Raw genomic sequence first — 11173 nt, 5'->3', positions numbered from 1 at the left:
GCAGATAAAAAATAAAAAAGTTGCAATCCACCCCATTTCTGGGATGAATTGCAACATTTTGTGACGAATGGCATACTACGATATGTACTATTTCGCTATTTCGTAAACGTACCTATCTCTATCAGATTTCCGTCTGGGTCGGCCACATAGCAGGTACGCTGGCCCCAAGGTTCTGTGGTTGGAGAAAGAACGGAGGCGGCACCATTCGCAAGCGCATGCTGGTATTCCTTGTCGACATCAGCGAAAGTGGGCACGTCGAATGCCAATTCCATCGTGCCGTTGAACCCCTCGGGATATTGAAATTTCCGAGAGACCATATGCTCGAAAGCGTCACGCGGGAAGAGGATAATGCGCATGTTGCCCAGCGTCATCTCCACGTTGGGCTGAATGCCATCCCAATCTGTGGTAAAACCAAAGGTTTTCGTGTAGAAATCGACAGTCGCTTTGTTGTCGCGGGTGAAAAACCCCACGGTGTTGAATTTGAATCTTTCTTTCATATCATTCATTGTTTAAGTTCAAAGAAATAGAAGTCTGTCCAGCCAGTGTTTTTGGCGTAGAGGTGCTGCTGGCCGCGATACTCGAAACCGAGACGTTTGTAGAGTTTGTGGGCGGGTGTGTTCGAAGCAAGGGCATCGAGACGGATGGCCTGCATGCCTTTACTCTTTGCCATACGGATAGCCTCGCGAATCATCTCTGAACCGATGCCTTTGCCTTGATAGCCAGGACTGACGGCAAGGATATGAATCACAGCCACCTTTTCGTCTGGCACCTGCTGCGACCAGTCGATGGCGTGATAATCCTCACCCTGATACATCGTCACTGCTATCGCGCCGACGATGACACCTTGCTCACGGTAAATGTACATGCTACCCTCGTTGATATAGACCTTGATGCTTTCAATCGTGGGGTGTTTCCTTTTGCTCCATCTGGCATATGTGGCCATCTCTGGCGTACGCTCCGTCACATCATCATAGAAGGCGATGATGGCATCAAAGTCGTTTTGTGTTGCTAATTCTAACCTCATTCCCTTTTCATCGTCATCTGTTGATCTTTTGCCATCTTCTCCGCGAAGGCATCCTCTCCGTTTTCGCGGATATAACGGATGCAGGCGGCTCTGTCGCTATTGAACAGGAAAGCAAAGATCTTGCCGACAAAGTTGTTGTGAATCATACATTCTTTCACATCCTTGTCGCACTCGGCGCAAGTATGCAAGTCCTTCTCCTGACAGCACTTGCGAATCTTGCACCATGATGCTTTCTCGTTCTCCTTGCATCCTGGACATTTGCCATTGAGGAACTTTTTGCATGCTCCGCAATATAATCCACATGCGGCAATCTGCTGAGGGTTAATTGTGATTTCTTTCATTCTGTAACTCATTTTGTCCTGACCGCCCCAAACTATATGGGACGATCAGGGCGGATTATCACTCTATTGGTATCTGAATCACCGACAGCCATTTCTCAGGGTCTTCTTGGTTCCAGGCTCCATCGATGTAGCATGTACGATGTTGACCGACGGGTTTCAGACCGTGCTCCTCGATGTAGCGGAAGGCTTCGGTGAACGACTCGTAGAAGCGCTCGTAAGGGCCAATGTGCTTCATGCAGAGTGCCTTTGGCACGGCGGGCAGACGTTTGAACTGGATGATAGCGCTGTCTTCGCCCATCTCCTCCACCTGTTCGCAATACTCGATATCGATGTTGGTGGGGGTGTACTCCTTGTTGTGCTCAATGGTGAAGCAGTAACCTGGTGGCGGACACTTGCATCCTAAACGTTGCATTTCAGGACCAATCTTCTCGACACACATAGGGCCGATAGCGGCGTAGTTAGGAATTACTTCACGATGACTTGCCACGATGATTTCGGGCAGAGATTGAATACTAATCTTTTCCATTGTCTTCATTTCTTTGCGAGCGTTCCTCCAGTCGAGCAGTTGGTTACGACGGGCGATCAGCAGTTTCAGCTCAGCCTCTGTTTCCTTTATCTTCTCAGTAAGCTGGCGGATGGTTGGAGTGTGAGAATATGAATCGCACAGGTCCTTAATCTCATCCAGCGAGAAACCGAGACGTTGTAGGTCGCGTATGGTCTTCAGCCGTTGCATCTGGTCGATGCTGTAATAGCGATAGCCCGTCCACTCGTCCACCTCGTCAGGCACAAGTAGTCCCTTCTGCTCATAATGACGCAGGGTTTTAACTGTTACCTGCATCAACTGTGAGAACTCTCCGATTTTTAATTTCTTTTTAAAATTCATAATCGCGCGATGTATTTGCTAAGCGACTGCAAAGATAAGGCATGCCCTTAGGGACGAGTCAAGAGAAATGAATACTTTAACACGGATTTAACACATCTTTGCTCTTTCTTTTACTCCCGGCCAGTAGCACCATGCTATAATGGCGGGAATGAGGGATGAGATACATTGTAGCCAGGTGAAATCATTGATACAGCTAATGCCTCCAGCCAGAGCACGAAGGCTATAGAGCACAACAATGGTGATGATTGCCATACGTGTTAAGGGCAAGCGACGGATGTCACCAGTGGCAGAGAGGGCATAAAGTCCTGCCAGGCAGAAAGCGAGGACAAGACCAATGGTCAGGGCATACAGCATCCAAACATGTCCTGATACCATCTGATGCATGATTTCCCGGATGCCATAGGCTTCGAATGCCTCATCCAGAGCGAACAGGCAGCCGATGTGGCCAATGGCTATAAGGAAGTGGAGCACCGCTCCGAGTCGCAATCTTTTCATCTTATTTTATTATGGCGTCTAACAGTTGTCTGGTAATATTTGCTATCACTGCCTCAGATGATGAATTCGTGGTGAAAACGGCGATAATGGCGTGGCTTCCATCAAGCATGAGAATGATACCTGCATCGTTCATGTCTTGCAATCCTTCAGCAGATGGGAATCCCGTACCTGTCTTATGTACGATACGAGCATCTGCGGTTATCGCTGCAGGGATTCGTTTCAGTCCTGTTGAGCAGTCTGCCATCGCCTTCCAGATAAATGTCAGATATCGGTTGTCATCTTTATGATGATAAAACCACTCGAACAAACGAACCATTTCGGCGGGGGTGGAACTGTTTTCGATGGCCTTCGTAGGGCGCTTATGCATCTGTTCCTCTGTCATACGGACATGAATATCGCGGAATCCAAGTTTTCTCATGTACTTCTCTACAGCTTTGGGCTTGCCGCAATGCTTGAAAAGGAGTTCGCTGGCATTGTTGTCGCTCTGTCCGAGAGACAATTCCAGCAGTTCTGCAAACGAAAAGGTCGTTTTGCATTCAAACCGTTTTAGCATTGGCGACCATGTGTCTTGCATCAGGTCTGCCTTATCGACAACGATAGTGTCATCGAGATCCAGCCCTTTCCGATTCAGGTAATCGGCAACACATAATGCTTGCGGGAACTTCATCACACTGTGCATGGCAAAAGGCTTATCCTCGTTAATGCCAACAATAGAGCCATTTTGCATGATGCACGCACCATAACTGGTACTGTCGCTTATTGGCTCTTGCGCCAAACACGATGTAGCAACCAATGCATAAACTATAGTTACTATCTTTCTCATATTATTTCTTGTCCTTATGAAATGTCCATGACCTTCGGTCGAGTCTGCTCACGCTCGGCAGAATTCAAGTATGACTTGATTCTTCTCTCGCTAAAACGCAGCCTTCATGTATAGCAGCAAATGTGGCTACGATTGCAGCTATTGAGATGGGGGCGATAGACCACAATGTCATGGGTACCGTAATGAATAGCAGGAATCCCGCCCACTTGTTCGCGAGGGTGTGAGGGAAGCAACAGCGCCCATACATCACAAGTGCTGAAAGCTGATTCACGACTTTAATCGCGACGATTACTCCTGCCCACAGCCATAGCCATTGTGGCAGTTCGAGTATCGGCAGGAGCTTCCAGGCACAACATGCTACGAAGCAGATGTCTGCCACGCTATCTAGCAATGCTCCAGTCCTGGTAACGCACTTCAGTTTCCTAGCCAGCCACCCGTCGGCTATGTCGCTGATGCCGCAAACGATGTAAAGCACCCCAAAAAGAATGCTTGACACATCACTTAACAACAGAACAACAGTTCCGACAATTCGGAGCGACGACAGGATATTCGGCAGGTGTTTCATTGGCATTGTCTTTCTTATCCTTTATTTTATTCCAATGGCATCATCACGCCACACTGGTAATTGGGCGAGTCGATGTCGGCACCGTTGTACCATTCCATCGTCATGGCATTGTTGGGGCAATGGAATTCCGGGTGCTGGGGCAGCCACTCCTTGTAGAACTTCTGGAGCTGCTGCTGAAAGGCTTTCATGCCGCCCTCGAAGTGAACCTTCAGCCATTTGCCGCTACGGATTGGGAAGAGTTTCATGCCCTCAGACACGCAGCCACCTTTATAAACACCACCAATCACGTAGGTGAAGGTCTTGCTGCTGCAAGCGCCAAAATTCGTCTCCGCACAGGTCATGCAGTTGTGGTTAGGAATGTCGCAGGTGCAGAGCCCAAACTCTCCGACACCATTGTCGATGGCTGCCTGCTGAAAAGCATCTGGTGTTTTGTGCTCCATAAACACTGGCTTGACGATTCTTTCCACATACTCGCTCCAGAACTTAGGACACTCTTCCTGTCCCTTGCAGAATGCAATTTCCTTGTGCATACCGATAATCTTAACATCGGCTAATGTAATAATCTCGTGTTTCATTATTTTTGTTCGTTTTTAAATATGTTCTCTAATCTGTTTAATTGTTCTCATAGCTCCCGGCCAGTAGCACCATGCAATGATGGCGGGAACGAGGGATGAAATCACTATAGAATCGGCCATCGGTGGCGGTGAACTTAAACACGCAGTAGTTAGGGTTAGTCACACCGCCAGGATAGTACCTCTCGATTGTTAGCGTGCCAGCATTCCTTCAAAAATGCCATTCACGGTCTTGACGAATGCACTTCATTATCTACTAATCAATGATTATTCTGCTCGATTGTAAACGAACCTATCTCTATCAGATTTCCGTCTGGGTCGGCCACATAGCAAGTGCGCTGGCCCCAAGGCTCTGTGGTGGGAGGAAGAACGGAGGCGGCACCATTCGCGAGGGCATGCTGATATTCCTTGTCAACATCGGCATACGAAGGAACATCGAATGCTAATTCAACAGTGCCGTTGAGCCCCATTGGATAATGAAATTTGTAAGATACCATTTGTTCGAAATCGCTACGAGGATAGAGGATGATACGCATGTCGCCCAGCATCATCTCCACATTGGGTTGAATGCCATCCCAATCAGTGGTAAAACCAAAGGTATTCGTATAGAAATCGACAGTAGCCTTATTGTTGCTGGTAAAAAGGCCAATGGTGTTGAATTTGAATCGAGGACATGGTGTGTACAATTTTACCAGTCCATCGCTCATAAACGTGTACCAGCCATTTATCATTTCAGGTGTATCGTTCTCAAGCAGTTTCAGCAACTCGCGTGTAAACTCAAGATATCCCGAACCATTGGCTGTAACGATACGACCATCAGTTACGGCCTGCTCGTTCACATAACCGGCCTCGTTGGTATAGTTGTTGCCACCCCACAATTTCAGTTGGTCGATACCATTACCTGTATGTTTGATGTTGTTCAGCAGTCCCTGCTTGGCCATCCACGAAGCGGCATTACAGATAGCCCCCACAACAACACCTTTGCTCAGCGCATCCTTAACAATGGGCAGTACACGCTCAGCTTCGGGATTCATCCAACCGAAACCACCTATCAGTACCAAGGCAGCATAATCTGCAGGCATGGTTTCGAACGAATAGTCGGGCAGGGTTCGCATACCACCAATCGATTTTACAGGCTCCATCGTTGGGGCTACCATCTTATTAATATACTTAGGCTCCTTGCGAAAGCCTGTGGCATCGGTGCTCACCGCACCTGGCATAAAACCAATCTCGTGCTCAGCATAATTATCCAGCAGTATGTACAATATTTCTTTCATCTTTATATTATGATTTATATAACTAATTCCATTTCTTTTCCAGTCCATTCTTCGCCATCTATCGCATAGGTGTCGGTACCAGTCACAACGAATCCTACCGACTCGTAGCAATGAATGGCTGAGGGATTATTGTCGAACACCCCCAAAGTAATATTCCGAGCACCAAAATCTTGTTTCGCCTTCAGAATGGCCAATTGCAACATCTGTTTGCCATAGCCTTTACCTCGTTTCGAATCGTCCACGATGACAAAGCCAAAACGAATAACGCTTTTATCCTCTGAGGGAAATCTCAATAGGATATGCCCAATGATCTCCTCTTCCACAACCGCTGTGAGCGGATACATATTTTCTCCCTTGTACTGCTCCATCATCTCATCAGGCTGAGCAGGGAATTCTTTATACCTGTCTGCACTCCAAAGCCGGAAGGCATGCTTATCCTTACACCAACTCAGAATCGTCTCTGCGTCATCGGGATTAAATGCCCGGAGTTGCATCTGATTTTCATTAGTATTCATATTATTTATTCAATCACGAAGCTACGCGGATAGAAATCGCTGTAGAAGCGACCGTCGGTGGCGGTGAACTTCAACACGCAGTAGTTTGGGTCGGTTACACCACCGGGATAGTACTGCTCGTCGCCCTTGTGCCAGATCATCTCTTTCGAGGCGGCATCCGTCAGTACCTCCATCGTGCCCCGCAGCATCATTCCCTTGAAACCTTTGGCATCGCAGAAATAGATGCTGGCCTTGGGGTTGGCTTTGTATTGAGCCACACGTATTGAGAATGTGTTGGTTGTAAAGTAGAAGGTTTTGATACCCTCACGTTTGCGTGGTTTCAACATGGCCTTGGTCCAAGGAAAACCTTCTTGGTCTACTGACGAGATGTAAGCGATGGGCAGTTTGTCGGCCATCTGTGCAATAAGTTCTTTAACGCCTGCCAAAGCGGGGTTGACATTCACGACTTCATCGTTACTAACATTCAACGTTTTGCGCCAGCGCTTCAGCTGGGGGAAATACGTTTTCATCATGCCGATGTACTCCTCTTTAGTGATGGGTTTCTCCAACCCCTCGTTGACTGCACCAACAAACTGGGCACAATGTTCGATCATCTCTTCCATCGTGCAGTCCTGCAAGAATTTTCCATCCCTGTAGCAGTACATGCAGTAATCTTCGTTCTTACTGCCGTCGGCATTCGTGCCGAGGATATCTTCGGTTAGCGGCATGCCGCAACTCTGACAAAATTTCTGATTCATAATATCTTTATTTGTTAAGTTCTAATCTTAATATTCTAATTGGCCTATTCTCACCTTGATACTGATTCGCATCGATGCAGGTTTCACCTGTAGGGACGAAGCCACATTTCTCCATCACTCGGCCTGAAGCGGGGTTGTCAACGAAATGACCACTGATTAGCGATTTGATGTCCGTCGTTTGTCGGATATGGTCTAACATCAACTGTAGCGCCTCCGTACAGATACCTTGATTCCAATAGGGTTTCGCCACCCAATAGCCGATAAGCGGTTCACCTTCACGTGCAGGCAGGTCACACTCACATGAAGACCCATAGCCCATTGCGCCAATCGCCTCACCTGTTTCCTTTAATTCAATAGCCCAAGTATTGGTTGCATCATTGAATACGGTGCGGATAATCTCCAGACTTTCCTCCACACTCTTATGTGGCGGCCAGCCTGCACGAGGCCCCACATCCGGATTAGAAGCCCATTTGAACAGTATCTCTGCATCCGATTCGCGCCAAGGGCGCAATATAATTCTATTCGTTTCCATCATTTTCTCCATCGCTTTAGCATCGGGAAGAAACTTTGCATCATCTGCTTATACTCCTCTTTGGTCATGGGCTTGGGCATGTTCTTGTTTACCTCATCAATAAACTGAGCGCAATGCTCTATCATTTCGTCCATGGTACATTCCTGCACAAACTTACCATCCTTGTAGCAATACTGGCAATAATCAAAATTGGTACTGCCGTCTTCGTTTGTACCGCAATCCTTGATACGCATTAATGGCATGCCGCAACTCTGGCAGAACTGTGGCAGCTGGCCCACTTGAAAAGCTTTCTCCTTCTGAGAGAAACTGGCTTCGTAAGCCTCGAAACCCTCTGGGTTCTCATCAGCTACGAAATAGCCCTTAGGGGGACAATAGGTCGCTTCGGCAATGCCATTATTCTTAAGCCAACCAGGAATTAGTTCCTGAGCCAGGAAATAAGGCACTTCGGCATCTTTCGGCTCGGCATGATAGTGAATATTCAGCTTGCTGGCAAGGTCGAAGCCTGCATGCTTATAAAACTCGATATTACCCTCCATACAGATAAATCCAATACCCATGTCGCGAGCCTTATCCAAGGCATATTGCAGCAACTTCAGACCATAGCCCTTGCGCTTGTAGTCGGGATGAATGCTGATGGGGCCGAATGTCCACGAATCATTTTTGCTGCCATCATCAAGCACAAGTTCAGCCTTCGAGAACATCACATGACCGATGATCTTTTCATCTACCTCCATCACAAAATCCAACTCTGGGATAAAGTCGGGATTGGTTCTATATTGATTGAGCACGTAATGCTCTGTGCATCCTGGACGATATACGTTCCAGAATGCCTCACGCGTCAGGTTCTCTACCTCACGATAGTCTTTTGTATCTTCTAATCTAATAATCATTGCTATTTTTGATTTTAATTATATACAACTTATTGATAGCCTTACGGCATTTTTGTTTGTCTTTCTCGGTCAGCTCGGGATGCATGGCTGTACCGCCACGCTCGATGGTGCTCACGATTTTGAAACCTGCATAGCGGGCTATCTCACGCATAGCACGGATAGCTCCGCGCGACTGTTTGAACAGAATGTTCCAAGGCCAGGGCGTGGTGCAGGTGCTGATAAGGATACACTTCTTGCCTTTCATCAGCGGTTCTGGAAAACGATTAGTATCACGCATCATGCCATACACCTGACGGTCGAACATCAGCTTCATCTGTCCAGGGATGTTGCCCCAATAGCAGGGTGCCCCCATGATGATAGCATCAGCCTGCTGCATCATCTTCAACACCCGCTGCGAATCATCCTCAGCCAGCACACATTTCTCCTTCGCACGACAAGCCATACAGCCTGCGCAAGGCTTCACGGTCAAGTCGTTGGTATAGACCATCTCCACCGTATCGCCTTGCGTTTCGGCCTCCTCCTGCATGATGCTGAGCATCTGAGAAATCAGCCCCTTCTTCCGAGGGCTACCATTTATAATCAGAATGTTCATATTCTATTTTTTACTCAAGAATCTATTTTATTTGTATCGCCCACTGAGAATCCTTTTGCGCAGGCATTTGATGGCAGGTTTGTAATACTCTATCTCCATCGCTTCAAGGGTGCGTTTCAACTCGTCCATCAGTTCCGGATAGAAAGTGCACATATGAAAAGCAAGTTTCATGCAGAGTGTTTGGATGCCGGAGAACTCCTCGATGCTGACCATGTGTTCGAAACAGAAGTCAAGGAAGTCGGTCCGCAAATCATCTTCGTCCATTTTCAGCCTTTCGATGATATTCAGTGTTAACCGCCTCACCGACGAGTTCTCTGACTGGATGGCCTGGTCAATCAGTTCATTGAGTATCGCCTGCAATTCTGATAGTTCATTGCCCTTGGCCTTGGTCAGTCCCCACAAGGCACTCCTCGCCACGCGATAATCGGAATCGAAGGCATAGCGTTGGGCAAAGCCCAGGAAATCACCGTTCGACTTAATCTCTTGGTATATCTCCTGAGCTCCGCCCTCACTAAAAGCCAGACTTAATCTCTCACTTTTTGTCTCCATCGTAACTATTTATTCTGGTTTAGCCCAGAACACCTCTGGGTCGGTAGTGGTGTCACACTTCCAGTTGTTGTTGACGAAGCCAACGGGTATGAGCCGGACATCATCTGCAGGATCGTTGTTGCGATAGAGGCTCTCAGGATTAAAGCGGTTCAGCTTCTTACAAACGAAGTAGTAGAGGTTCTTTGCCATGTAGGTTTCCAAGTAGTATTCCTTTGTCTGCTGCGACTCATGATTCCAGTTAGCAGTCTCGCAGAGCACCAAGGGTTGGTTGTTGATGAGTCGTTCGCGTACCTCGGCGATGCTGAGCATCGTGCCGTTCGCGTCAGTCACCCAGGCATCCATCGTGGGATCGATATAAAGCCATTTCTGCAACTGCTCCGACCACACGGTGTTAATCACATGGCACTCATAGTCGAGCGAATCGGCTGGCATGCAGGTCACATAGCGGGCCGGGATGCCCATCGACAGGTACATCTCGCAGAGCGATATGGCCAGCTGGCGACAGTTCACGCCCTTACCGGTAGTCTTGTAATAGTTATAAAGGTCGATGGCATCCAACTCTGCAAACGCCTGGTTACCTCCGTCGTGGCGGATGTTGTCGTGGGCAAAGTGCAGCAGATTGATAATCTTCGAGAGTTCGTCGCCCTGCCCGACTACGGAGTCAAGCTTGAAATAGTCGCGAACCATGCGTAGGTTCTTCGACTCTTTAGGTTGATAACGGAACAGAATGTCTTGCTGGGCCGCATCTTTAGCGTATGGAGCCGATTTTTTCAGCACACTGAGGGGCTGACGGTCGTTCACCTGAGCCAGCAGCGACAGATATTTCTTGTCCTTGCGCAGCGAGCGGAGGTCGTTGTCGTTCACCATATTATTATAATCTTTGTAGCCCAGCAGAACAGACTGCTCCAGTGCCGCGAGTGCCTGTTTCTTCTGCCCCACCAGTGCATAGCAGCACGCATAGTCGTAGTACAGCAGTCCCTTCTGCTCCATGATGGCTGCCTCGGGGATGGGCGACACCTTGAAAATCGTGGTGGTGTCGAGCATTGCAATGCAACTTGCCAGCGGAGCCATCGCCTCCTTGTGCTTTCCATTGTACATCAGGTCGCGATATTGCGCCTGGTACCTGCTGAACTCATTCTGGAATTCATTCATTCGCTGACTCTGAGCCTTCAGGCTCATAACACTCATAAAACCGATGGCCAATACAGCCCAAAATCTCACTTTTTTCATATCACTCAAAATTTATGTCTATTTGACGTTGCAAAGGTAAGAATAGTTGCGGAATGCACCAAATATATGGGATATTCTGCATGATTCTGTGACGAGTGGCTCATAAAGCAGCACCCGTCATCGCGACGGGTGCTGCTTTCCTACTCTA

17 protein-coding genes and 3 pseudogenes are annotated in these 11173 nt (G+C 47.9%); all 20 read right to left on the bottom strand.

Annotated elements, in window-relative coordinates:
• Window positions 1–95: 95 nt before the first annotated feature.
• Window positions 96–497 (bottom strand): VOC family protein, encoded by a 402-nt coding sequence (locus tag BMY16_RS10065; RefSeq protein WP_091842448.1) that lies wholly within the window; start codon window positions 495–497, stop codon window positions 96–98.
• Between the two features lie 5 nt (window positions 498–502).
• Window positions 503–1024 (bottom strand): GNAT family N-acetyltransferase, encoded by a 522-nt coding sequence (locus BMY16_RS10060; protein WP_091842155.1) that lies wholly within the window; start codon window positions 1022–1024, stop codon window positions 503–505.
• On the bottom strand, window positions 1021–1365 hold the full coding sequence (locus BMY16_RS10055) for a DUF3795 domain-containing protein (RefSeq protein WP_091842154.1): 345 nt from the start codon (window positions 1363–1365) through the stop codon (window positions 1021–1023). Before BMY16_RS10055 ends, BMY16_RS10060 begins: the two co-directional genes overlap by 4 nt.
• A 58-nt stretch (window positions 1366–1423) precedes the next feature.
• Window positions 1424–2248 carry a MerR family transcriptional regulator gene (locus BMY16_RS10050; RefSeq protein ID WP_091842152.1) on the bottom strand — a complete coding sequence of 275 codons (825 nt, stop codon included), beginning with the start codon at window positions 2246–2248 and terminating at the stop codon, window positions 1424–1426.
• Between the two features lie 87 nt (window positions 2249–2335).
• Window positions 2336–2743, bottom strand: coding sequence for a hypothetical protein (locus BMY16_RS10045; protein ID WP_139207195.1), 408 nt, complete (start codon window positions 2741–2743; stop codon window positions 2336–2338).
• 1 nt (window position 2744) lies between these two features.
• The gene (locus BMY16_RS10040) at window positions 2745–3518 is read right to left on the bottom strand and encodes a serine hydrolase (protein ID WP_170836080.1); all 774 of its coding nucleotides are present in this window, start codon (window positions 3516–3518) and stop codon (window positions 2745–2747) included.
• 112 nt (window positions 3519–3630) lie between these two features.
• The gene (locus BMY16_RS16050; protein WP_411267780.1) at window positions 3631–4131 is read right to left on the bottom strand and encodes a CDP-alcohol phosphatidyltransferase family protein; all 501 of its coding nucleotides are present in this window, start codon (window positions 4129–4131) and stop codon (window positions 3631–3633) included.
• A gap of 26 nt (window positions 4132–4157) precedes the next feature.
• Entirely contained in the window at window positions 4158–4706 is a 549-nt protein-coding gene (locus tag BMY16_RS10030; RefSeq protein ID WP_091842146.1) for a GyrI-like domain-containing protein, read from the bottom strand.
• 37 nt (window positions 4707–4743) lie between these two features.
• Window positions 4744–4869 (bottom strand): hypothetical protein, encoded by a 126-nt coding sequence (locus BMY16_RS15935; protein ID WP_262987327.1) that lies wholly within the window; start codon window positions 4867–4869, stop codon window positions 4744–4746.
• Window positions 4870–4963: 94 nt separating this feature from the next.
• Window positions 4964–5389: a VOC family protein gene (locus BMY16_RS15860; RefSeq protein ID WP_244513037.1), complete on the bottom strand. Its 426-nt coding sequence runs from the start codon at window positions 5387–5389 to the stop codon at window positions 4964–4966.
• A pseudogene (locus BMY16_RS10025) lies at window positions 5372–5980 on the bottom strand (DJ-1/PfpI family protein); the annotation flags it as partial. The gene BMY16_RS15860 and the pseudogene BMY16_RS10025, both read right to left, overlap by 18 nt.
• Before the next feature lie 14 nt (window positions 5981–5994).
• The gene (locus tag BMY16_RS10020; protein ID WP_091842144.1) at window positions 5995–6495 is read right to left on the bottom strand and encodes a GNAT family N-acetyltransferase; all 501 of its coding nucleotides are present in this window, start codon (window positions 6493–6495) and stop codon (window positions 5995–5997) included.
• Window positions 6496–6500: 5 nt separating this feature from the next.
• Window positions 6501–6920 (bottom strand): pyridoxamine 5'-phosphate oxidase family protein, encoded by a 420-nt coding sequence (locus BMY16_RS15535; protein WP_170836094.1) that lies wholly within the window; start codon window positions 6918–6920, stop codon window positions 6501–6503.
• A gap of 108 nt (window positions 6921–7028) precedes the next feature.
• Window positions 7029–7202: pseudogene (locus BMY16_RS15530) on the bottom strand (zinc ribbon domain-containing protein); the annotation flags it as partial.
• A 37-nt stretch (window positions 7203–7239) separates the two neighbouring features.
• On the bottom strand, window positions 7240–7767 hold the full coding sequence (locus BMY16_RS10010) for a GNAT family N-acetyltransferase (protein WP_244513023.1): 528 nt from the start codon (window positions 7765–7767) through the stop codon (window positions 7240–7242).
• Window positions 7764–8033, bottom strand: a complete 270-nt coding sequence (locus BMY16_RS15855; protein ID WP_262987329.1) for a zinc ribbon domain-containing protein — start codon at window positions 8031–8033, stop codon at window positions 7764–7766. Before BMY16_RS15855 ends, BMY16_RS10010 begins: the two co-directional genes overlap by 4 nt.
• 234 nt (window positions 8034–8267) lie before the next feature.
• A pseudogene (locus BMY16_RS15850) lies at window positions 8268–8654 on the bottom strand (GNAT family N-acetyltransferase); the annotation flags it as partial.
• The gene (locus BMY16_RS10000; protein WP_091842139.1) at window positions 8644–9246 is read right to left on the bottom strand and encodes a flavodoxin family protein; all 603 of its coding nucleotides are present in this window, start codon (window positions 9244–9246) and stop codon (window positions 8644–8646) included. The gene BMY16_RS10000 and the pseudogene BMY16_RS15850, both read right to left, overlap by 11 nt.
• A 27-nt stretch (window positions 9247–9273) precedes the next feature.
• Window positions 9274–9795, bottom strand: a complete 522-nt coding sequence (locus BMY16_RS09995) for a hypothetical protein (protein ID WP_091842138.1) — start codon at window positions 9793–9795, stop codon at window positions 9274–9276.
• A 9-nt stretch (window positions 9796–9804) separates the two neighbouring features.
• On the bottom strand, window positions 9805–11025 hold the full coding sequence (locus BMY16_RS09990) for a transglutaminase-like domain-containing protein (RefSeq protein WP_091842136.1): 1221 nt from the start codon (window positions 11023–11025) through the stop codon (window positions 9805–9807).
• Window positions 11026–11173 lie beyond the last annotated feature (148 nt).

The sequence above is a fragment of the Prevotella sp. ne3005 genome, assembly GCF_900110085.1.
GTDB lineage: Bacteria > Bacteroidota > Bacteroidia > Bacteroidales > Bacteroidaceae > Prevotella.
Note: the sequence above shows the minus strand (reverse complement) of the source record. Positions and strands in the feature narration are given on the sequence as shown.